Source organism: Candidatus Ruthia magnifica str. Cm (Calyptogena magnifica) (assembly GCF_000015105.1).
GTDB lineage: Bacteria > Pseudomonadota > Gammaproteobacteria > PS1 > Pseudothioglobaceae > Ruthia > Ruthia magnifica.
Window position 1 is genome coordinate 653,832 of record NC_008610.1, and the last position, 21,443, is coordinate 675,274.

Sequence of the window (21,443 nt, forward strand, 5' to 3'; positions counted from 1 at the left end):
GTATTCTAATAAACATATTAACTTTTTATTTTTTTAACTATTTTAGTCGCTAATACTAAATTAATACCGCTGACTTTTTGAATTTCATGAATAGATGCTTTTTTTATTTCTTGCAAACCACCAAAATAATTAAGTAACGCCATTCTGCGTAATTTTCCTACACCTTTAATAGATTCTAATATTGAGGTTGTACGTCTTGAAGCGCGTTTCTTTCGATGATTTTTAATCGCAAAACGGTGTGATTCGTTTCGAATGTGATTGACTAACATAAGCGCAGGGTCATAAGGTAGTAGATTGATTTTATTGACATTATCATCTTTAATCGTAATTAAAGTTTCAAGCCCTGCCTTTCTATTTTCTCCCTTGGCAATGCCTACCAATTGCACATCATCCACGCCAATTGAATTCATCACCATAATAGCCTGATTAAACTGTCCTAATCCGCCATCAATAAAGATAATATCTGGTAAAGGCTTTTTATCCTTTAGTAGTTTAGAATAACGCCTATACACAACTTGATTCATTGCAGCATAATCGTCACCAGGGATAATGTTTTTAATATCAAATTGGCGATATTGACTCGCTTTTGGTACACCTTTTTCAAACACCACGCATGAGGCAACAGTTGCCTCACCCATCATATGGCTAATATCAAAGCATTCAATATAATTAGGTAATTTGCCCAATCCTAAAATAACTTGCAAATGAACAAGTGTTGATTTTTTTCTAAATTTTGATAATAAATTTTGATTAAGATTTTCCTTAGCGGTTAAATTGGCAATATTTAGATAATGCTTTTTGTCTTTGTTCGGTGTATCAATAATATGTGTATTTAAAGCCGAAGCAATTATTTTTTTATCACTCAATTTATGGCTAATTAATATTTGTTTTGGGGTATTTTTACCCAAATAATATAAAGGCAAAAACGCAGATAAAACTTGCTTAATATCTTGGTTATTTGAGTTTTTAGGTAAAATAAATACTTGCCCAATTTGCTTACCAGAGCGTATAAATAACACCTCAACACCGTTTACCCCATCTTGTTGAGCGATACTAACCACATCTAAATCATTACTAGAACTTGAGGTGTGTTGTTCTTGGATGGTGCGTAAATCAATCAATTGGTCACGTAAACGCGCTGCCAATTCAAACTCTAGATTTTTAGAGGCAAGTTGCATTTTTTTTGACACTCTTTCTAGGGTTTCTCTGCCTTTACCAGATAAAAATAAAGACATCATCAATACATCTGATTGATAATTTTCATCGCTAATTTTGTTAACGCAAGGTGCACTACATAGCCCTATTTGATATTCTAAACAAGGTCTGGAACGTGAGCGATAAGTGCTATTGGTACATTGTCTAACTTTAAAGATTTTTTTAAGTAGACTGAGCGAATCTCTAACCACATGAGCCGAAGGGTAGGGACCGAAATATTGAGCACTCTGACACTTTTTTCCTCGATAAAAACCCACTCTAGGATGTTTGTCATGGCTGATAAAGATATAGGGATAACTTTTTGAATCTTTTAATAAAATATTATATCTTGGCATATGTTGCTTAATTAGTTCAGATTCTAATAATAAAGCCTGAGTTTCCGTTGCAGTAACGATTACTTTAAAATCTTTAATATTTGCAACTAAAACCCTGGCCTTGTTCTGCTCATGTGTTTTAACAAAGTAGCTTGATACTCTATTTTTTAGATTTTTAGCCTTACCGACATAAATCACTTGATCTTGTTTATCAAACATTTGATAAACACCAGGATTAGTAGTTAAATTCTTTAGCTTTTCTTGAATTAGCATCTATACAAAAAACACTTACAAAGGTAAAATTTGGTTTAAGTTGACTTCTCTTTTAAAAATTGTGATTAAAACACTACTCATTATATTGTCTATTTTTCCTATAAATTTTGTTTTAGCAATAGACAAAATGTCAAATATAACTCATCAAGCAATTGTGAATATTATTGATCCGCCTAATTCAGCTGCGCTTAATATTATGGTTAGCGTCCTAAGCTCTTTAAAAGAATTAAAAAAACAAAAAAAAGACACTAAACAAAATGTTGAAGCCTTAGTTCGATTAAAACTTCTACCTAATATTGCTATAGGTGTGTTCACTAAAATTGCATTAAGTAAACATTGGGATGGCTTGAATATCCAACAAAAACAGTTCTTTCAATACTATTTTTCAGAATCTTTAATTCAAGATTATGTGGGTATTTTATCCAATTATGACAAACTTGATAGTGTTCAAATCTCAGTAGACCCTGACATTAAACATAAGGATCATAAAGCCATTGTAAAATTAATTATTAACATTAACGATAACCTAAAGCCTAGTATTATTTTTCTAAGAATGATACGCCTAAATATTTGGCATATATATGACATCGTGTTTTCTGGCGTAAGTATTGTTAAAAATTATCGTGCTCAATTTAACTCATATATTAAACACAAAGGTATTGATAGCTTGATTCTAAAGTTAAAAAAGAAACTTGAAAGATTGTCTAAATAATGTATAAGCTTATTATTAATGGTGGCATTGCGCTAAATGGCCACGTTAAAACCGCAGGATCAAAAAACTCATCTTTACCCATTTTATTTGCCTCAATATTGGCCAATGGCCCCATTACTTTAACCAATACACCACATTTAAGTGATGTTTCAACCACACTTAGGTTATTAATGGACATGGGCGCAGAATTTATACTAGAATCAGATAATTCTTTGTTTATAGATAGCTCAAATTTAACCAACTTAGTTGCTCAGTACAATTTAGTTAAAACCATGCGTGCTTCAATTTTAGCACTCGGGCCAATGCTTGCTAAATATTGTAAAGCAAAAATATCTCTACCTGGTGGCTGTGCAATTGGTTCACGTCCTGTTAATTTACACTTAAAGGCATTAGAAGATTTAGGTGCTTTTATTAAGGTTGAAAATGGCTATATTTACGCCACAGCTAAAAAACTCATTGGCACTGAAATACATTTTGACCAAATCTCAGTAACTGCCACTGAAAACATTATTATGGCAGCAACTTTGGCAACGGGCATAACTACAATTTATAATGCCGCACAAGAGCCTGAAATTGTAGATTTGATTAATTGCTTAATTAAAATGGGCGCTAAAATTTCTGGCGCTGGTACTTCAATTATCACCATTGAAGGGGTTGATGAATTATCAGGTGTGACTTATGCAGTTTGTCCTGATCGGATTGAAGCAGGCACTTATCTTGTTGCTGCAACCATCACAGGTGGCAAAATTACAATTAAAAATGTATGTTATCAATCAATGCGTGCTATTCTTGTAAAATTACTTGAAACTGGCGCGGACATTAAAACTGAAAAAAATTCAATCACACTTGATATGAAAGGAAAACGACCCAAGGCTGTTAATATCAAAACCAGTACGTATCCAAATTTCCCAACAGACATGCAAGCACAATTTACAGCACTCAACGCTATTGCTGATGGTTATAGTACCATCACAGAAACCATTTTTGAAAATAGATTTATGCACATTCCTGAATTATCACGTATGGGCGCAAGTCTTGTTTTAGAGGGTAACACTGTTGTCTGCAAAGGGGTAAAATCTTTAACGGGTGCGTATTTAATGGCAACTGACTTAAGAGCTTCAGCATCCTTAGTATTGGCAGGACTAGCAGCAATAGGCACCACAACGATTGAACGTGTTTATCACCTAGATCGTGGTTATGAAATGATTGAGGAAAAATTAAAACTATTAGGCGCTCAAATTGAACGTGTACAGGATTAAAAATTATGCTAACGATTGCATTATCCAAAGGTAGAATTTTAGAACAAACACTGCCTTTACTTGAAAAATCAGGTTTAATCATTGCTAAAGAAGAACTAAACTCACGTAAATTAATTCTTGATACTAATCTTACTGACGTTCAAGTCATTATCATTCGTGCAACTGATGTACCTGTCTTTGTACAACACGGCGCTGCCGATATAGGTATTGCTGGAAAAGACGTCTTGCTTGAGCATGGCGCTAATAATTTATTCGAAGTGCTAGATTTAGACATTACTAAATGCAAACTGATGGTGGCTGCTGAGTCAAAAGACAAGCTCAAGCAAAACACACTTAAAATAGCCACCAAATATGTCAATTCAACTAAACGTTATTTTCAAAATAAAGGCCAGTCTTGTGAAATAATCAAACTTTATGGTGCAATGGAATTAGCACCTAAGGTTGGCTTGGCGCATTGTATTGTTGACTTGGTCGATACTGGAAACACCTTGAAAGCCAATGGTCTTATTGCAGTTGAACGCATTGAAGAAATTAGCTCACGCTTGGTGGTAAATACCGCCTCGTTTAAAACCAAAAATGCACAAATTAAGTCTTGGATTCAAAATATTGAGTACAACTTGTGATTACTAAATTAACCTCAACACAATCTGATTTTCAAGAAAAACTTACTTCATTGCTTGTATGTAATAGCTTTTATAACAAAGAGGTCACTCAAACAGTTGATGATATTATTACTAATGTTCGTAATAATGGCGACAGCGCTTTAATTGATTACACAAATAAATTTGATGGTGTTAATGTCTCTAACATGAAAAATTTAACTATTAAATTGCCTGCGCTTAAACAAGCATTTAATACACTAAATAAAAAGCAGAAATCCGCACTAACCATAGCAGCAAACCGCGTACACCTTTACCACGAAAAACAAAAGCAAAGCACTTGGACCTATATAGAAGATGATGGCACAATGTTGGGACAAAAAATCACACCACTTGATCGTGTTGGTTTGTACGTTCCTGGTGGAAAAGCAGCTTACCCCTCTTCTGTTTTAATGAATGCTATTCCAGCTAAAGTTGCTGGTGTAGAGTCCTTAATTATGGTTGTGGCAACGCCCAATGGAATCAGCAATTTATTGGTATTAGCAGCAGCATACATTTCAGGCATCACTCAAGTATTTACAGTGGGTGGCGCACAAGCAATAGCAGCACTTGCCTATGGCACACAAACCATACCAAAAGTAGACAAAATTGTAGGTCCTGGTAATATTTATGTGACAACAGCCAAGCGTGCAGTATTTGGCCAAGTTGGTATTGATATGATTGCTGGCCCTAGTGAGATTTTAATTATTTGTGATGGAAAAACTAATCCTGACTGGATTGCCATGGATTTATTTTCTCAAGCAGAACACGATGAAGACGCACAATCAATCTTATTATGTCCAGATACTGACTTTATTAATCAAGTTGAAAAAAGCATTGCTAAATTACTACCTACCATGGATAGAAAAGCCATCATTAAGACTGCACTTAAAGACCGTGGCGTACTCATTCACACAAAAGATATGAATGAAGCCATTACTTTATCTAACCAAATTGCACCTGAACATTTAGAGCTGTCTGTTGAAGATCCACAAGTTATGTTAAATGACATAAAACACGCAGGCGCAATTTTCATGGGTCGCCACACTTGTGAATCATTAGGGGATTATTGTGCAGGGCCAAATCACGTACTACCCACATCAGGAACAGCACGCTTTTCATCCCCTTTAGGTGTGTATGATTTTCAAAAAAAATCAAGTTTGATTATGGTATCACGCCAAGGCGCAAATACATTAGGTAAAGTAGCTGCTATTTTAGCGGATGGTGAGGGTTTACAGGCCCATGCTCAATCTGCAAAATATCGAATAATTCATCAACACAAAATATGACATTAACCATCTGTCAAATTAATGTCTTTTCAAAAACTAAACTATTTTAAAGTAACCATATAACAGCTTGTTCACTTTAAAAGCGCTCATCTGATGAACTTATGTAATCAATAACAAGTGAACATGATTAAGTATTCCACGCTAAATTAATCAAATTAGGTGATTCACGCCCTCTAAAAATAGAGAATTGTCAGAAATAGATTTTACAGATTAACAAACATTCGAACAAATTTTAAGCTCATTTTCAATAGCATCCATTGCATGTCTCAAATTTGAAGATTATATTATCATTTTAAAACGGACAAAGCATATTAACTGCAAAACTAGATTTATTTTTATTAAGACAATGGCTTTTAGAGCTGTTGTTATCACAACAAAAGGACGTAATTTCAACTTTGTCATTCAATATTTTACACCAAAATATGGTATTAATGAAAATCCTGTTACGTTGCAAGATAACTTTCAAAACAAGATGGTTAAATTAGACGTTAACAATCTAAATTAGAGAGTAAAAATTTCTGATAAATCTGTAAAATACATGGAAATGTTCTATTAAAATTTAGCAATCCTTAAAAAAGAAATTTGTTACCAACACCCATATTAGACAATTTAATTTTAGAAAAATCAGGCATACCATCAGTACCTGCCATTTTAGCCATCATTTTTTGAATCTTCCCGCTACTCATTTTTTTTTGCATTTTTTCAAATTGTTTGATAAGTTTATTAACTACTTGAATGTTCGTACCAGAGCCATTAGCAATGCGCATCTTGCGCGAACCTTTAATCAGTTTAATGTGGTTACGTTCTTTAGGTGTCATAGAATTAATAATAGCGATCATTTTCTTAGTTTCAGTCCCAACTATCATTTGATTTTTAACATTTTGTGGAACTTGACCCATGCCTGGAAGTTTGTCCATCAACGCTTCCATGCCACCCATTTGCTCCATTTGCAAAAGTTGATCACGCATATCAGATAAATCAAATTGACCTTTGGCCATTTGCCGAGTGTACTTTTGCACTTTTTTATGGTCAACCTTGCGTGAAATTTCTTCTACCAGAGAGAGTACATCACCCATACCCAAAAGCCTTGAAACTACACGTTCTGGATGAAATGGCTCCAATGTATCAATTTTTTCACCAACACCTAAAAACTTAATCGGTTTGCCAGTAATATGACGTACAGACAATGCTGCACCGCCCCTAGCATCACCATCAATTTTGGTAAGAATAACTCCTGTTAATGGTAACGCATCAGCAAACGCTTTGGCAGTATGTGCCGCATCCTGACCAGTCATAGAATCAACCACAAACAAGGTTTCAATTGGATTGACTTTTTTCTGTAAGACTTTAATTTCATCCATCATTTGCTCATCTATATGCAAACGTCCCGCAGTATCAACCAATAAAACATCAAAAAACTGTTTTTGTGCATACTTTTTAGCACTAGCTACAATATCTGAGGGCTTGTCATCAATCGTTGATGGGAAAAAATTCACTTCAACTTGCTTGGCCAATACTTCTAATTGCTCAATGGCAGCTGGACGATAAACATCAGCACTAACTACTAATACTTTTTTGTTTTCACGCTGTTTCAAATAAAGCGCAAGCTTAGCAATTGAGGTGGTTTTGCCCGCACCTTGCAAACCTGCCAGCATAATAACAGCTGGCGGTTGAATTTTTAAATCAAGCGATTCAGCCTCTCCGCCAATAATCTCAGTTAATTCAATTTCAACCAATTTAATAAATGCTTGTGCTGGTGTTAATCCTTGTCCAACCTTAAGACCTAATACTTTAGTTTGAACTTGATCTAAAAATACTTTAATTACCTCAAGTGCAACATCAGCTTCAAGCAGTGCACGGCGTACTTCACGAATCGCCTCTTTAATGTTAGATTCAGATAGTTTATTTTTTCCTTGTAAAACTTTAAAACTATTTTGTAGACGCTCGGTTAAATTATCAAACATTTTTTAATAAATAAAACTAAAGTACCGTATTATAGTGCTTTATATTAATTCAAAAGTTAATTATGTTTTTATCTTACTTTGCAATAGCTTTGTATTTGGCTGCAGCCCTTTTACTAATGCGTTATTTTGTGAAAAATGAAACCCAACACCAGCATCAAAAAACCATTTTTTTATTGGTCAGTTTTGCCATAATTGTACAAGCGCTCACTTTTAACCATTTTTGGAGTGAAAAAGGTATTATTTTTGGTCTGGCAAATAGTGCTTCATTTGTTACTTGGATGATTGCTGTTTTGTTGTTTTTATCATCATTATCCAAACCTGTGCATGTATTAGGTATATTGGTTTATCCATTAGTGGCATTCACACTAGTCTTTAGTATTATCTTTCCAGATACAACAAGTAAAGTCATTCCGCTGAACATTTCTTTACACGTATTTTTATCAATAACTGCCTATGCCCTATTGGCTTTAGCAGTGTGCCAATCTGTATTGTTAAAAATTCAAGAAAAGCACTTACACGCAAGAAAAGTTAATGACTTTATTAACAAACTGCCAGCATTACAAACCATGGAGACGTTACTATTTCAAAGCCTTAAAATTGGTTTTTATTTATTAACCTTATCACTACTTTCCGGTTTTATTTTTATACAAGATATATTTGCTCAGCACTTGATACATAAAACCGCTCTTTCAATCATTGCATGGATTATTTTTGCCACACTTGTATTTGGTAGAAAAGCCTTTGGCTGGCGTGGAAAGCAAGCCATCACTGCCACACAAATTGGTTTTGGTATTTTGGTTGTTGCTTATTTTGGCTCTAAGTTTGTTTTAGAGCGCCTTTTGAACTAATACTTATTTAAAAATAATACTTTAAATTTGCAAACTTAAAAACTTTAGTCAATATGTAAAACAGCTAGAAATACCTCTTGAGGAATGTTTACCTTACCCACACTACGCATACGTTTTTTGCCTTTCTTTTGTTTATCAAGTAGCTTTCGCTTACGCGAAATGTCACCACCATAGCATTTAGCAGTCACATTTTTTCTGAGTGCTTTTACATTTGAGCGTGAGATAATCTTAGAACCAATACAGGCTTGAATAGTAACATCAAACATTTGCCTCGGAATGAGCTTTTTCATCTTTTCAACCAACTCTCGTCCTTTATGTACAGAATCATTTCGATGAATAATAAGTGCTAACACATCTACTGGCTCTTGATTAATCATGATGTCTAAACGAATTAAATCAGATTTTTGATAACGCTCAAAACGGTAATCCATGGAAGCAAAACCACGTGATATAGATTTTAATCGGTCAAAAAAATCAAACACAACTTCATTAAGTGGCAATTCATAAACAAGGGACACTTGCCCACCCATATAAGTAATATTTTTTTGTACACCACGTTTTTCTACACACAAACTAATTATCACACCTACGTATTCGTCAGTCACTAAGATATTTGCAGTAATAATTGGCTCTCTAAATTCAGCAATACTTTGATTGATTGGTATTTTTGAGGGGCTATCTATTCTATAAATAACCCCTTTAGTGTCAAGAATTTCATAAATAACAGTCGGTGCAGTGGTAATTAAATTAAGATTGTATTCGCGCTCCAAACGTTCTTGAACAATTTCCATGTGTAGTAAACCTAAAAATCCAATGCGAAAACCAAAGCCCAGTGCATCTGAATTTTCAGGCTCATATTGTAACGCTGCATCGTTTAGGCGAAGTTTTGCCAATGCATCACGAAACTTCTCATAATCTTCGCCAGAAATGGGGAAAATACCTGAAAATACACGAGGTTGTACTGGTTTAAAACCTTCCAAAGGTTTTGATGCAGAATTTTTAGCACCTGTAATAGTATCACCCACTGGTGCACCATCAATATTTTTAATACTGGCAATTAAAAACCCAACCTCTCCTGCTTTTAAACTGTTTGTTTTTTTACGCTTAGGTCTGAACACACCCACTTCATCTACTAAATGTTCTTTACCATTTGAAAAAATCTTAATTTTTGTTTTGGTTCTAATTTCACCATCAATCACACGAATTAAAGACACTACACCTAAGTAATTATCAAACCAAGAATCAATGATTAAAGCTTTAATGGGTGAGTCAATATTACCTTTTGGGGCGGGTATTTTTTCTACAATTTGTTCTAAAATATCCTCAATACCCATGCCTGATTTAGCACTAGCATAAACCGCATCATGCGCCTCAACACCAATTACATCTTCAATTTCATCCACCACACGATCAGGGTCTGCTGCTGGCAAGTCAATCTTATTAAGTACAGGTACTACTTCTAGCCCTTGATCTAGTGCAGTATAGCAATTTGCAATCGTTTGCGCCTCAACCCCTTGCGATGCATCAACAATAAGTAGTGCACCTTCACAAGCAGAAAGTGAGCGAGATACTTCATAAGAAAAATCCACATGACCAGGTGTATCAATAAAATTCAGCTGATAAGTTTCATTATTTCTAGCCTGATAATCAAGCGTAACACTTTGAGATTTAATCGTAATACCACGTTCTTTTTCAATGTCCATAGAGTCCAGTACTTGTGCTGACATTTCCCGATCGCTCAAACCACCACAAAATTGAATAAAGCGATCAGCAATAGTTGATTTACCGTGATCAATATGAGCAATAATTGAAAAATTACGAATGTTTTTCATGTGATAAAATATGGTTTTTATAAAAACATCATTATACAGTTATGAATAAAGTTCAACCAATTACCTGTACTGCTACAAGCGATTTAGAAATAAATATTCCTGATACTCAAGGACGTCATATCGTCTTGTATTTTTATCCCAAAGACGCCACCCCAGGGTGCACCACTGAAGGACAGGATTTTAGAGACAATCATCAAGCCTTTGCAGATGCCAATACGGTGATTTATGGTGTTTCAAAAGATGATTTAACCAAGCATGAAAAATTTAAAGCCAAACAAAATTTCCCTTTTGAACTGATTACTGATGTTGGTGGCACTTTGTGTGAATTGTTTAATGTTTGGCAGTTAAAAAAGTTTATGGGGAGTGAATATATGGGTATTGTAAGATCAACTTTCTTGATTGATGCCAATGGCAATATTCTTAAACATTGGAATAAGGTTAAGGTTAAAGGTCATGCTGAGGAAGTTTTAGCTTATTTACAAGCATTATGAGCAACATTGATTTTAACGAGGTTGATAAATTCGCTGCTCTAGCATCACGCTGGTGGGATAAAAACTCTGAATTTAAACCCCTACACGACATTAATCCACTCAGGCTAAATTATATCAAAGAGAAATGTGGCTGCTCACTCAAAGGAAAAAAAATCCTTGATGTTGGCTGTGGTGGTGGTATCTTAGCAGAGTCTCTTGCTTTAGAAGGCGCGATTGTGACAGGTATTGATATGGCAGAAGCAGGTTTAGAAGTTGCTAAATTACACTTAATTGAATCGGACTTAGAAGTGGATTATCAAAAAATACCTGTAGAAAAATTTACCGAGCAATACACCGAAAAATTTGATGTTATTACCTGTTTAGAAATGTTAGAACATGTGCCTGACCCCAGTTCAATTGTCAAAGCTTGTAGCAAATTAGTCAAACCTAGCGGACAAGTATTCTTTTCAACCATCAACCGCAACATCAAATCTTATTTGTTTGCTATTATCGGTGCAGAATACATCCTCAAACTCCTACCCAAAGGTACGCACGACTGGAATAAATTCATCCAACCTAGCGAAATGGACGAATGGGCAAGAGACTCATCTTTATCACTTAAAAGCATGATTGGAATAACCTACAACCCCTTAAAAAAAACCTACAAATTTGAGAATGATGTAAGTGTGAATTATTTGTCTTATTATCAAAAACAACTGTAGATAAATAAAAAATGAAAAAAATACTCACTTTTTTATTACTTACCACTACTGGTCTTAATGGATTAGCACTTTCACCCAACAAAATGCTAGCAATTGTTGGTGCGGTGAAGTATTACAATGAAAACTGTGGAGGGTTAAATTTAGCAGGTTTACGCAGAATGAATAAAGGCTTGAAGCGCTTTAAAATGCATAAAATCCCTAGACCCTTACTAGAACAACATCCTTTATCTATATCTAGTTATCAAACCGCAGAAAAATTTGGCTGTACTGGCACTAAGAATGAGGCTTATAAAGCGGGGTTTGGTCAATATATCAATTAGTCTTCTGTTTCTAGAATGACAAACGCTACAGTGTTAAATTTCTCATCCGATAGGCTTAAATGCGCCTGTTTAATGTTTTTATTTACAAGATATAAACGTAATTTTTCGCTAAGAAAAAAATTCGGTTTACCATTTTCATTATTACGTACGGTTAAATCTTGAAAACTAATAATCTTGCCAATGCCCGTACCTAAAGCCTTTGCAAAAGCCTCTTTAGCGGCAAAACGCTTGGCGCAATAAGCGGCACTATCGCCTTTATTGGCGAATAGGGCTTGTTCGTGTTCGGACAATACGCGCTTGACAAAACTTTGTTTGTTTTTGCTTAATATATGTTCAACACGTTTGATATTGATAATATCGATACCTACGCCATAAATCATAATCTCGCCTCTAGCATTAATGTTTTCATCTCACGAGTAGCAACTTCAAGACCAACAAACACGGCTCTGGCAATAATTGAATGTCCAATATTGAGCTCAACAATTTCAGGTAATTTAGCAATAGAGGTTGTATTTTCCAAGGTCAATCCATGGCCTGCATTGACTTGCAAGCCAATTGAGTGCGCATAAGTGGTCATGGTTTTAATTTTTTCAAATTCTACTAGTTGCATCTCATTAGTTGCATTAACATAATGTCCAGTATGTAACTCAATCACAGGTGCACTACACTCACGCGCTGCATCAATTTGATCTTTTTGCGCGTCAATAAACAAAGAGACAATAATTTTTGACTCGCTCAAACGTAGGCAAACATCTTTCATTCTGGATATTTGCGATGCTACATCAAGTCCACCCTCAGTGGTTAACTCCTCACGCTTTTCAGGTACTAAACAACAATCTTGGGGTTTAATTTTGCTAGCAATAGTAATCATCTCATTTGTTGCTGCCATTTCTAAGTTCATTTTTGTGGTGAGTTGATTACATAGAATTTCAACATCAGCATCTTGAATATGACGCCTATCCTCACGTAAATGTAGCGTAATACTGTCTGCACCTGATTTTTCACACAATAAAGCCGCTTCTATCAGCGAGGGGTAGTTTGTACCTCTGACCTGTCTAATGGTGGCAATATGATCAATATTAATGCCTAAATAAATACTCATTGTTTTTATGGTTTAGTAAAAAGAACTTATAGCCTAAAAGAGAGTGTGATCACTGTTTGTTCAAATCACGATAAACCTTTAATTATTGTGAATTTGGACTATTTTCAATTACTTCTATTAATAATTCGTTAATTAATTTTTCCGATATTTTACCCAAATAATTGGATATAAATTCTACTTGGGACTAATATTCGTAATAGCTATTTAGGTTAATTTCATTGTCATTAATATCAGTTTCAAAATTAATGTCGTAATCTAACTCAGTTAATAGACTATTTTCAAATATCCTAAAATACCAATGCCTAGCACTTTGCTTTAAATATCCCAGACGCTTGACTCAAAAATTATTGATAACGTTCAAATAACCCAGAATATAGGTCTTATTCATGTAATAATCTTGATATTAACTCATTTACATACATACCCAATATCAATTTCTTCGCCCTTAAAATTTTTAAATACATCATCAATTTATCAATGGCTTAATATCTTTGACTCAACCCCCACTACCTGAAAATAAAATACTTAAATGTTGAAATATCTAAAATATAGGTTTTGAGCTTATCCACTAAACGAATTTTTCCAAAATTATAGGTAAAAAAATCAAGCAGTAGATGAATCTTAAAAGTCCGACGATGAATTAAAAAATAGGAGTTGGTTCAACTTTAATTATATCCCAATGAAGCCAGTGCGCGCTTATCATTAGACCAACCTTGTTTGACTTTGACCCAAAGTTTTAAGAATACTTTTCTATCTAAAAAGCCTTCAATACTTTTTCGTGCTTCAGTGCCAATTAGTTTGAGCATTACGCCCTTGTTGCCAATCACAATATTTTTTTGTGAGGCTTTGTCAACAAAAATACGGGCAGAAATTCGCTGTAGGTTGCCATTTTGTTCAAATTGTTCAATTTCAACAGTTAAATCATAAGGCAACTCATCTTTTAAATGACGCATAAGTTTTTCTCGAATAAATTCAGAAACAATAAATTTTTCACTTCTATTAGTTATATAATCAGCATCAAAAATAAGAGCTTGTTCTGGTAAATAATGCAAAACTAATTTACGCAATGCGTGGATATCATTCTTTTTAAATGCCGATAAGGGAAATAAATCTGTTGGTTGGTATTTTTGAGAAACTTTATCCAAAAATGGCAATACCTCTTTCGCATATTTTAATTTGTCAATTTTGTTAATACATAAAATAACGGGCGTCTTTATTCGAGTAATATGTTCTAAAACCCTTGAATCCTCTTTGGTCCATTTACCCACCTCTGTCAGCCACAAAATAACATCCACATTTGCTATGGTTGAACTGGCCGCTTTGTTCATATAAGAATTAATAGCTTTGCAATTACCCATATGAATGCCTGGCGTATCTACAAATACCATTTGATAATCATCAGTTGTGTCAATGACATGGATGCGGTGACGCGTAGTTTGTGGACGATGCGAAGTGATGGATAATTTCTGCCCAATTAATTCATTAACAAGCGTAGATTTACCAACATTAGGTCGTCCAACAACTGCAATAAAACCTGACTTAAAATTTAACTTAGTGGTTTTATTGCTTATTTTAAATTGTTTAGGATTCATGATTCTTTTAATTTTTTTAATAAGGTTTGTGCACAAGATTGTTCCGCTTTTTTAATGCTTTTGGCAGATTGACTAACTTGCAAGTTTTGGTCCTTTAAAAGGCAATTTATTGTAAATATTGCATTATGATCTTTGCCTATTGTATCAGTGAGTTCATATTTTGGCAAAACATTACCATATTTTTGCAAGTATTCTTGTAATTGTGTCTTTGGATCCTTTAGCGAATCATCTGGACTAATATTGTTTAATAACATCTCAAAAAGATCTAAAACAACTGTACTCGTGGTCTCAAAATTAGAATCTAATAACACCGCACCAAATATTGCCTCAATAGCATCTGCTTGAATAGATTCTCGTCTGTAACCACCGCTTTTCAATTCACCAAAGCCTAAAATTAAACTGTTTGATAATTCTAATCCAGCACTTAACTGTGTCAAGGTTTGATCTCTAACTAAGTGTGATCTTAATCGGGAGAGTTTACCTTCATCAATATTTGGAAAACGCTGATAAAGCTCTTTTGAGATTATCACACCTAAAATACTATCACCTAAAAATTCTAAACGTTCATTATTGTTTTTTCCCATGGAACAATGTGTTAAGGCAAGTTTTAACAAAGACAAATCTTTAAATTGATAATTAATTTTTTTTTGTAATTTTTTCATTACTTTGTATCAGGTTTTGTAAACGAGCAATTCGTTTATAATATGTTTTTTCTTATTACAACTTAAGTATTTTTTTATGTTTTGGCAAGAAGACACTAAAAAGGAACATTTTACGCTGCCTGAAACCATACAAGATGCGGTGTTTAATATCTTTGCTAAGATTTTACCTATTAATCATAGCTTTTTACTAGCACAAACACTACTTAAACACTTACCATGGCTTGATGAGGTGGATGCTGGTATATTTAATATTAGTGTGGCAGATGGTAATGGCTGGACACAAAATCACAAAGATGGGTTTTATTATCCTTCCAAACGCTCAAAACTAACCATTAGAGTGCCAAAAGACAAACTTTATGAAACCCAGCAATTACTTGGAAAAACACTAGATTTAGGCAAATATCAAATAAAAATTATCAAATCTTTGAAACCAAAATTACTCAGTGACATGCCTGTACTGTTTTCAAAAAATATTGCTTGTAATGAAGCAATGAGTGAAGACGATTTCTTACAGGTGACTTTTGAACAATTAAAAATACTTGGTATTTCTGTTAAAAAAATGATGGTTGGTCTTGAAAAGAACATTAAAACCGACACTCACATTATTCACACTCGTTCACTAATGATAGCTGATTTAAAAAAAGATGAATCAGTATTATTACAAGAAAAAGGTCTTGGTGATTATCGATTATTAGGCTGTGGGTTGTTTATTCCTCACAAAGACATCACAAGCATTTAACTTACACTAAAAATATTTTTGTACTACAATTAATTAACAACTTCTAAAAATAAATTGTGCGTGCTTTAATATATTATTTTCTTTACTTCTTTCATTTTAATCTATTGCAATTAAATCTTTAGGTGTCAAAATCGTTCACGAGATGCCTAATTGGTTTAAAGCTTCTTTTGTAGATTTTTCTGAAGGTTTGAAAAGTAGGTAGCAAACAATAACAAATATATGATGATTTACTTTTATCAAAATAGCTGCCCTTATTACACTAAATTTATTGAAGATAATTTTCACAATACTTCTTTATAGTCTAAAAACTACAAAAATATTTTGACATTTTTGACTAATTGTCAAGGTAAAGAATTGATGGAAAAATAATTTTCAGCTTTGATGAAAGTACAATTCACCTCCAATCAACGTACTTAAATTCAATGGCTATCAATCAGTTGAAAATTTAAATCAAGGTTTTTACAATTATACTAATAACCTTAAAAAAAAGATAAAACGGATAACCTAAACAAAAATTCATTATTAAAAACAGAACCACATATGCTATCTCGTAGAAAAACCTTGCATATACAAAACTATTTAGTTGTTTTTTGAAGAGCCTAATTGTTAAGAATGCAACACCTTTTATCAAACGCTCATGCAGATAGAACAAACCAAAGCCTTATTAAAAACCATGCAAATGGTATAACTCAATACTCTATCAGACACTAAAATTATTATTCCATCAGATAAATGAACCACCCCTAAAAAATGGAATGAAGATTTAAAACTTACTTATAAGCTAGCCATTATGTTTTTAAAAAAACAAGATAAAGAAATTATCAGAAAAGATGCTTTTTAAGGCTTATCACTTCCACGGTATTATGACTTACATCACTTCAGGGAATACAAACACCAACTAAACTTTCAGTGTTATTTATAAGATAAGTTTTACGCTCAAGATATTACAGTGAATATTTAGAAATAATTTAAATTGCAACTGTCGCTTTAATGTATGCATCAAACACGTAATTTATAAACTCAAAATCCTCAAAATTGTAATCAAAAATACTGTCAGGCTTGTTATTGATTTTAAGTGTTGCTAGTGTTTTTGGAGTGCGAGCTAATTGTATTTCTACTTGTTTAGTATGATTGGAATAAATATGACAATCACCGCCACTCCAAATAAAATCACCCACTTCCAAATCACACTGTTGCGCCATCATGTGGGTTAGTAATGCATATGAAGCAATATTAAATGGTACACCAAGGAAAACATCTGCACTTCTTTGATACAACTGACAAGATAGCTTCCCAAGCGCAACGTAAAACTGAAAAAATGCATGACAAGGTGGTAATGCCATATTTTCCAATTCACCAACATTCCAAGCTGAAACAATAATTCTACGAGAATCTGGCGTATTCTTAATTTGCTCTATCACTTGCATAATTTGGTCAATACTTTCACCTCTAACATTTTGCCAATTTCGCCACTGTACACCATAAATTGGGCCTAAATCCCCGTTTTTATCTGCCCATTCATTCCAAATTCGCACACCATTTTCTTGTAAGTATTTAATATTAGTAGCACCGCTAAGAAACCACAACAACTCGTGCACAACTGAAGGTAAGTGTACACGTTTGGTGGTTATAAGTGGAAATCCATCAGATAAATCAAAACGCATTTGGTATCCAAACAAGCTGGTTGTTCCTATGCCTGTTCTATCGGTTTTATTGGTGCCAGTATTTTTAACCAGCCTTAAAAAATCTAAGTATTGTTTCACATTGTTTCCTTTTTAAGATATGCTTTTCTCAATAGCATAATGCCAAGTGCTACCATTGGTAGACTTAATAATTGTCCCATGGTAAGCCAACCAAAAGCCAAATAACCTAACTGCGCATCTGGCACTCTAACAAACTCAATTATAAATCTAAACAACCCATAGAAAATCAAAAATAATGCTGAAATTGACATAGATGGATACAATTTATTACTAAATACCCAAAGAATAATAAATAAAATTAAACCCTCTAAAAATGCTTCAAGTAATTGTGATGGATATCGACTCACACCTTGTTGTTCAATGTACATACCAAATGGACTAATCGTTGTTTTGCCCCAAAGTTCGCTATTAATAAAATTACCTATTCTACCAAAGCCTAATCCTAATGGCACAAGTGGTGCAACAAAATCCATTGTGGTAAAAAAAGCTTTGTTATATTTTCGATTAAATAAAATCATTGCCAATAACACGCCCAAAAAACCACCATGAAAAGACATGCCACCATTCTGAATAGAAAAAATTAACAAGGGGTCGGATAAAAAATTTGGTAAATTGTAACACAACATGTAGCCCAAACGACCACCAGTAACCACACCAATTGCACCATAAAAAATTAAATCTTCAACTTGTTGTGCATTCCAGTTGTTGAGTTGCTTAATACGATAACTTGCTAATAAGTAAGCTGTAAAAAAAGCCATTAAATACATCAATCCATACCAATATATTTGTACAAAACCTAAATCTAGTGCAATTGGATTAATAACTGGGTAAGTCATGCTTAATACTCCTAATGGTGCGCTCGAGGTGATTCGAACACCCGACATTTAGCTTCGGAGGCTAACACTCTATCCAGCTGAGCTACGAGCGCATAGATAAAAGTTTGTTAAAATTAACTCTACTCAGAGCAGAATACTGCTTGTATATTGGACATCAATTTTAAAACTTTTGCATCTTTAACCCTACACAGTATTTTATTACCATCACGCCGAGATTCGACAATATTTTTAGTTCTAAGAATGTCAATATGTTGTGAAATATTAGATTGTGAAGAGCCTACTTTTTTTACAATTTCTAATACGGGCAATTCGTCATTCTTTAGTGCACATAAAATCTTTAAACGTAGTGGGTGTGCCATTGCCTTTAAAGCTCTTGTTGCTTTTTCAATATCTTCTCCTTTTTCTAGTAATGCTATTTCACTCATAATTAACTCTCTATTTCTTAAAAATTAATTAAAGTCTACCTAACATGCCATAAATACCATATCGCCTAACTTTGATTAATACCATCTTTTGATAATAGTTGATTAGGCTGCCATTATTAAGCACAATATCAAAAACTTGCCATTGCTTATTTTCGTTTTGATGGAATAACAAATCAAGATAAATATCACCAAATGAAGCATATCTATTAACTTTAAGTTGTACTGAAATTGAACCACCCATCATTAGCCTAGCAGATATAAATTGAAACGAGGTAGAATTTATTTGGGATAATCTTGTTAATAAAGTTGACATCATATTGTTTTTTATCCTATTGACAAAAAACCTGGTCTCTTCTTCATCCAAGCGATTATTGGTCACCAATAAAACCTCACTGGCAATGTGTTTAAAGTCAAACAATGGTGCAATTTCTTTTTCGACAAAAAAATTAAGCATTTTTGGCGAATACGCTACCGTTGTTAACTGATTAAGCTTTATAATTGCTGTTTGTATTGCCTGAACTGGACTATTATCTTGTGCTACTTTTTCCGCAAAAGAAGTTAATGAGGTAAACATCATTAAAGCTAACAAAATTACATTTAATCTTTTCATTTTTTCTCCATTTGTTAAAAACAAAACCAAGTAAAATTAATTATTAATAATATTGATTTCACAGTATTATATTTAAACTTTCTATAAGCAGATGATTATATCTATGACTTTCTTAAACTTTTTTAAATATTCACTATTTTTAACTCTTTTTTGTACATTTTTTGGCATTTGTGCACCAGTATTAGCTAAAAATGATGTTGAAAAACAAAAAATAGAAGCTTTCTTTAAAGACCTAAAGACGTTTACTGCTGTTTTTAGTAATATTAAACAGCTATACGTTGATGATGTTGATAATAAAAAATTATTTAACCATGCCATAAAAGGTATGGTCAATGGATTAGACCCACATTCAGACTATCTTGAACCTGAAGAACAAAAAAACCTACTTGAAAACGCCTTAGGAAAATTTGGTGGTCTTGGTATTATTATTGGTATGAAAAATAAGACCATTCAAGTTATTTCTCCTATTGACGATACGCCGGCTTATAAAGCCGGCATCCAAACAGGTGATTTAATTGTCAAAATTGGTGATAAGCCAGTACGTGGTATGACTTTGGAGGATGGTGTTGGGTTAATGCGTGGCAAAGCGGGTACTGACATCAAAATTACTATTGTGCGTAAAAATAAGAAACCATTTGTTGTTAATATTACTAGAGAAATAATTACTATTATCTCAGTTAAAGGCTATTTATTGGAAAAAAATATTGGTTATATACGCATCTCTAGTTTTCAAAACCCAACAGCGAAACTACTCAAACAGACTTTTAATGACTTAGTTAAAGAAAACAATGCCCAACTTAGTTCATTAATTCTTGATTTAAGAAACAATCCAGGCGGTGTTTTGAATGGTGCAGTTGATGTATCAAATTTATTTCTTGATAAGAAGGGACTGGTGGTTTATACTAAAGGCAGAATTCCAAGTTCAAACCTCAAATTTAAAACAAAACCAGGTGACATCATGCAAGGATTGCCTATTGTTGTGCTAATCAATGAAGGCTCAGTTTCTGCATCAGAAATTGTTGCAGGCGCATTGCAAGATCATAAACGTGCTATTATCATGGGCAGTACTTCGTTTGGAAAAGGTTCAGTACAAACTATTCTTGAACTTCAAAAGGGTTATGGACTTAAACTCACAACTGCCAGATATTACACGCCAAATGGACGCTCTATTCAAGCTAAAGGTATTGTGCCTGACATTAAACTAAAAAACATTAGTCTAGAAAATGAAGCAGAAAAATCAGTGGTTGAGATCAAGGAAAAAGACCTTAATGGTCATTTAGAGGCTGAAAATCCTTCTGAATTATCCCCTGAGGAAATATTAAGCACCCAAAAAAAGAATAAAGAAAAACAAAACAAAACAATCATTGAAAAATTGAAAAAAGATTATTTTGTGCATGAAGCTACAAATTTATTAAAAGCTTTAACGATTTTAAACAATCAATAATAACAATTACTCTTCCGTTACAAACAAAAAAGTCGATTGTTTGGAAGACAATAACAGCTGTTAATTACAGTATTAAAAGCTATAAAGAAGGGGCAACTGTTGTATTACTTCTTCAAGGCAATGTAACGATAGGTTGTTGTTGATAAATACAACCTTATCACTCTTCTATACGAGTTGCTATTAGACAAGTTTTGAATATATTATTAAGATAAGTGCCTTCTATAGGAGAGTAAACTGATTTTGAAAATAACTTAAAAAATATTAAATGTTTATTGGTTGCAACGAGGAAAATTACAACCTAGAAACGACATTAACCACGACACGCTAAAAATGAATTGGCTAATTTTATTATTTCACAAGATGTCATTCAGCCATTGGCTGTACGCAAAAATTAGGCTGTTGTCGAAGCCGCAAAAATTTCCGGTTTAAATGAAGCTTCCGTTATCATTCGTTTACTATTGACCTGATTGAAAA

Annotated in this window: 21 protein-coding genes and 1 tRNA gene; 10 read left to right on the top strand and 12 right to left on the bottom strand. The window is 33.5% G+C overall.

All coding sequences use genetic code 11. From position 1 onward, the window contains the following. Nucleotides 1-17 precede the first annotated feature (17 nt). Entirely contained in the window at nucleotides 18-1,802 is a 1,785-nt protein-coding gene (gene uvrC / locus RMAG_RS02995) for an excinuclease ABC subunit UvrC (RefSeq protein WP_011737974.1), read from the bottom strand. Between the two features lie 127 nt (nucleotides 1,803-1,929). On the opposite strand from uvrC, the gene RMAG_RS03000 reads away from it, so the two are divergent. The 4 genes from RMAG_RS03000 to hisD are packed head-to-tail and all read left to right on the top strand — an operon-like array spanning nucleotide 1,930 to nucleotide 5,700. Further along, nucleotides 1,930-2,514: an MlaC/ttg2D family ABC transporter substrate-binding protein gene (locus tag RMAG_RS03000; protein WP_011737975.1), complete on the top strand. Its 585-nt coding sequence runs from the start codon at nucleotides 1,930-1,932 to the stop codon at nucleotides 2,512-2,514. Beyond that, on the top strand, nucleotides 2,514-3,773 hold the full coding sequence (murA, locus tag RMAG_RS03005) for a UDP-N-acetylglucosamine 1-carboxyvinyltransferase (RefSeq protein ID WP_011737976.1): 1,260 nt from the start codon (nucleotides 2,514-2,516) through the stop codon (nucleotides 3,771-3,773). The genes RMAG_RS03000 and murA overlap by 1 nt, the downstream gene beginning before the upstream one ends. 5 nt (nucleotides 3,774-3,778) lie before the next feature. Next, nucleotides 3,779-4,396, top strand: a complete 618-nt coding sequence (hisG, locus tag RMAG_RS03010) for an ATP phosphoribosyltransferase (RefSeq protein ID WP_011737977.1) — start codon at nucleotides 3,779-3,781, stop codon at nucleotides 4,394-4,396. Beyond that, nucleotides 4,393-5,700: a histidinol dehydrogenase gene (hisD, locus tag RMAG_RS03015; protein WP_011737978.1), complete on the top strand. Its 1,308-nt coding sequence runs from the start codon at nucleotides 4,393-4,395 to the stop codon at nucleotides 5,698-5,700. Before hisG ends, hisD begins: the two co-directional genes overlap by 4 nt. A gap of 569 nt (nucleotides 5,701-6,269) precedes the next feature. On the opposite strand, the gene ffh is transcribed toward hisD, so the two are convergent. Then, nucleotides 6,270-7,664 (bottom strand): signal recognition particle protein, encoded by a 1,395-nt coding sequence (ffh, locus tag RMAG_RS03020; protein WP_011737979.1) that lies wholly within the window; start codon nucleotides 7,662-7,664, stop codon nucleotides 6,270-6,272. Nucleotides 7,665-7,726: 62 nt separating this feature from the next. On the opposite strand from ffh, the gene RMAG_RS03025 reads away from it, so the two are divergent. Continuing rightward, nucleotides 7,727-8,512, top strand: coding sequence for a cytochrome C assembly family protein (locus tag RMAG_RS03025; protein WP_011737980.1), 786 nt, complete (start codon nucleotides 7,727-7,729; stop codon nucleotides 8,510-8,512). A gap of 44 nt (nucleotides 8,513-8,556) precedes the next feature. Here RMAG_RS03025 and lepA read toward each other — a convergent pair whose 3' ends face one another. Continuing rightward, nucleotides 8,557-10,344 (bottom strand): translation elongation factor 4, encoded by a 1,788-nt coding sequence (gene lepA, locus RMAG_RS03030; RefSeq protein WP_011737981.1) that lies wholly within the window; start codon nucleotides 10,342-10,344, stop codon nucleotides 8,557-8,559. 41 nt (nucleotides 10,345-10,385) lie between these two features. Here lepA and RMAG_RS03035 point away from each other — a divergent pair, with 41 nt between their 5' ends. From RMAG_RS03035 to RMAG_RS03045, 3 genes are read left to right on the top strand one after another with little or no spacing between them, the layout of a single operon-like run. Next, complete coding sequence (locus tag RMAG_RS03035; protein ID WP_011737982.1) at nucleotides 10,386-10,835, top strand: peroxiredoxin; 450 nt, start codon at nucleotides 10,386-10,388, stop codon at nucleotides 10,833-10,835. Beyond that, entirely contained in the window at nucleotides 10,832-11,536 is a 705-nt protein-coding gene (gene ubiG / locus RMAG_RS03040; protein ID WP_011737983.1) for a bifunctional 2-polyprenyl-6-hydroxyphenol methylase/3-demethylubiquinol 3-O-methyltransferase UbiG, read from the top strand. Before RMAG_RS03035 ends, ubiG begins: the two co-directional genes overlap by 4 nt. A gap of 11 nt (nucleotides 11,537-11,547) precedes the next feature. Further along, nucleotides 11,548-11,856, top strand: coding sequence for a hypothetical protein (locus RMAG_RS03045; protein WP_011737984.1), 309 nt, complete (start codon nucleotides 11,548-11,550; stop codon nucleotides 11,854-11,856). Here the strand turns inward: RMAG_RS03045 and acpS are convergent. From acpS to rnc, 4 genes are all read right to left on the bottom strand, one after another. Beyond that, nucleotides 11,853-12,236, bottom strand: a complete 384-nt coding sequence (acpS, locus tag RMAG_RS03050) for a holo-ACP synthase (RefSeq protein WP_011737985.1) — start codon at nucleotides 12,234-12,236, stop codon at nucleotides 11,853-11,855. The genes RMAG_RS03045 and acpS overlap by 4 nt on opposite strands. After that, nucleotides 12,233-12,958: a pyridoxine 5'-phosphate synthase gene (gene pdxJ / locus RMAG_RS03055; protein WP_011737986.1), complete on the bottom strand. Its 726-nt coding sequence runs from the start codon at nucleotides 12,956-12,958 to the stop codon at nucleotides 12,233-12,235. The genes acpS and pdxJ overlap by 4 nt, the downstream gene beginning before the upstream one ends. Nucleotides 12,959-13,623: 665 nt before the next feature. Then, nucleotides 13,624-14,550: a GTPase Era gene (gene era / locus RMAG_RS03060; RefSeq protein WP_011737987.1), complete on the bottom strand. Its 927-nt coding sequence runs from the start codon at nucleotides 14,548-14,550 to the stop codon at nucleotides 13,624-13,626. Then, complete coding sequence (gene rnc / locus RMAG_RS03065) at nucleotides 14,547-15,212, bottom strand: ribonuclease III (RefSeq protein WP_011737988.1); 666 nt, start codon at nucleotides 15,210-15,212, stop codon at nucleotides 14,547-14,549. Before rnc ends, era begins: the two co-directional genes overlap by 4 nt. Nucleotides 15,213-15,288: 76 nt before the next feature. On the opposite strand from rnc, the gene RMAG_RS03070 reads away from it, so the two are divergent. Next, nucleotides 15,289-15,951 carry a type I-MYXAN CRISPR-associated protein Cas6/Cmx6 gene (locus RMAG_RS03070; RefSeq protein WP_011737989.1) on the top strand — a complete coding sequence of 221 codons (663 nt, stop codon included), beginning with the start codon at nucleotides 15,289-15,291 and terminating at the stop codon, nucleotides 15,949-15,951. A gap of 968 nt (nucleotides 15,952-16,919) precedes the next feature. On the opposite strand, the gene RMAG_RS03075 is transcribed toward RMAG_RS03070, so the two are convergent. The 5 genes from RMAG_RS03075 to RMAG_RS03095 all read right to left on the bottom strand — a co-directional run bounded on the left by RMAG_RS03075 (nucleotide 16,920) and on the right by RMAG_RS03095 (nucleotide 19,525). After that, the gene (locus tag RMAG_RS03075) at nucleotides 16,920-17,714 is read right to left on the bottom strand and encodes a thymidylate synthase (RefSeq protein ID WP_011737990.1); all 795 of its coding nucleotides are present in this window, start codon (nucleotides 17,712-17,714) and stop codon (nucleotides 16,920-16,922) included. Then, the gene (gene lgt, locus RMAG_RS03080; RefSeq protein WP_011737991.1) at nucleotides 17,711-18,490 is read right to left on the bottom strand and encodes a prolipoprotein diacylglyceryl transferase; all 780 of its coding nucleotides are present in this window, start codon (nucleotides 18,488-18,490) and stop codon (nucleotides 17,711-17,713) included. Before lgt ends, RMAG_RS03075 begins: the two co-directional genes overlap by 4 nt. A 15-nt stretch (nucleotides 18,491-18,505) precedes the next feature. Then, nucleotides 18,506-18,582 (bottom strand) — tRNA-Arg (locus tag RMAG_RS03085). A 27-nt stretch (nucleotides 18,583-18,609) separates the two neighbouring features. Next, a complete protein-coding gene (locus RMAG_RS03090) occupies nucleotides 18,610-18,915 on the bottom strand; it encodes an ArsR/SmtB family transcription factor (RefSeq protein ID WP_011737992.1) in 306 nt (101 codons plus the stop codon). Between the two features lie 28 nt (nucleotides 18,916-18,943). After that, on the bottom strand, nucleotides 18,944-19,525 hold the full coding sequence (locus RMAG_RS03095; protein ID WP_011737993.1) for an ABC transporter substrate-binding protein: 582 nt from the start codon (nucleotides 19,523-19,525) through the stop codon (nucleotides 18,944-18,946). Between the two features lie 103 nt (nucleotides 19,526-19,628). Between RMAG_RS03095 and RMAG_RS03100 the strand changes: the two genes are divergently transcribed. After that, nucleotides 19,629-20,969 (top strand): S41 family peptidase, encoded by a 1,341-nt coding sequence (locus RMAG_RS03100; RefSeq protein ID WP_102030520.1) that lies wholly within the window; start codon nucleotides 19,629-19,631, stop codon nucleotides 20,967-20,969. The last annotated feature ends 474 nt before the right edge of the window (nucleotides 20,970-21,443 follow it).

What these genes read in the sequence shown, in the direction of transcription:
- uvrC (WP_011737974.1), bottom strand. Translation starts at nt 1,802, where the DNA reads ATGCTAATTCAAGAAAAGCTAAAGAATTTAACTACTAATCCTGGTGTT.
- RMAG_RS03000 (WP_011737975.1), top strand. Translation starts at nt 1,930, where the DNA reads ATGTCAAATATAACTCATCAAGCAATTGTGAATATTATTGATCCGCCT.
- murA (WP_011737976.1), top strand. Translation starts at nt 2,514, where the DNA reads ATGTATAAGCTTATTATTAATGGTGGCATTGCGCTAAATGGCCACGTT.
- hisG (WP_011737977.1), top strand. Translation starts at nt 3,779, where the DNA reads ATGCTAACGATTGCATTATCCAAAGGTAGAATTTTAGAACAAACACTG.
- ffh (WP_011737979.1), bottom strand. Translation starts at nt 7,664, where the DNA reads ATGTTTGATAATTTAACCGAGCGTCTACAAAATAGTTTTAAAGTTTTA.
- RMAG_RS03025 (WP_011737980.1), top strand. Translation starts at nt 7,727, where the DNA reads ATGTTTTTATCTTACTTTGCAATAGCTTTGTATTTGGCTGCAGCCCTT.
- lepA (WP_011737981.1), bottom strand. Translation starts at nt 10,344, where the DNA reads ATGAAAAACATTCGTAATTTTTCAATTATTGCTCATATTGATCACGGT.
- RMAG_RS03035 (WP_011737982.1), top strand. Translation starts at nt 10,386, where the DNA reads ATGAATAAAGTTCAACCAATTACCTGTACTGCTACAAGCGATTTAGAA.
- ubiG (WP_011737983.1), top strand. Translation starts at nt 10,832, where the DNA reads ATGAGCAACATTGATTTTAACGAGGTTGATAAATTCGCTGCTCTAGCA.
- RMAG_RS03045 (WP_011737984.1), top strand. Translation starts at nt 11,548, where the DNA reads ATGAAAAAAATACTCACTTTTTTATTACTTACCACTACTGGTCTTAAT.
- acpS (WP_011737985.1), bottom strand. Translation starts at nt 12,236, where the DNA reads ATGATTTATGGCGTAGGTATCGATATTATCAATATCAAACGTGTTGAA.
- pdxJ (WP_011737986.1), bottom strand. Translation starts at nt 12,958, where the DNA reads ATGAGTATTTATTTAGGCATTAATATTGATCATATTGCCACCATTAGA.
- era (WP_011737987.1), bottom strand. Translation starts at nt 14,550, where the DNA reads ATGAATCCTAAACAATTTAAAATAAGCAATAAAACCACTAAGTTAAAT.
- rnc (WP_011737988.1), bottom strand. Translation starts at nt 15,212, where the DNA reads ATGAAAAAATTACAAAAAAAAATTAATTATCAATTTAAAGATTTGTCT.
- RMAG_RS03070 (WP_011737989.1), top strand. Translation starts at nt 15,289, where the DNA reads ATGTTTTGGCAAGAAGACACTAAAAAGGAACATTTTACGCTGCCTGAA.
- lgt (WP_011737991.1), bottom strand. Translation starts at nt 18,490, where the DNA reads ATGACTTACCCAGTTATTAATCCAATTGCACTAGATTTAGGTTTTGTA.
- RMAG_RS03090 (WP_011737992.1), bottom strand. Translation starts at nt 18,915, where the DNA reads ATGAGTGAAATAGCATTACTAGAAAAAGGAGAAGATATTGAAAAAGCA.
- RMAG_RS03095 (WP_011737993.1), bottom strand. Translation starts at nt 19,525, where the DNA reads ATGAAAAGATTAAATGTAATTTTGTTAGCTTTAATGATGTTTACCTCA.
- RMAG_RS03100 (WP_102030520.1), top strand. Translation starts at nt 19,629, where the DNA reads ATGACTTTCTTAAACTTTTTTAAATATTCACTATTTTTAACTCTTTTT.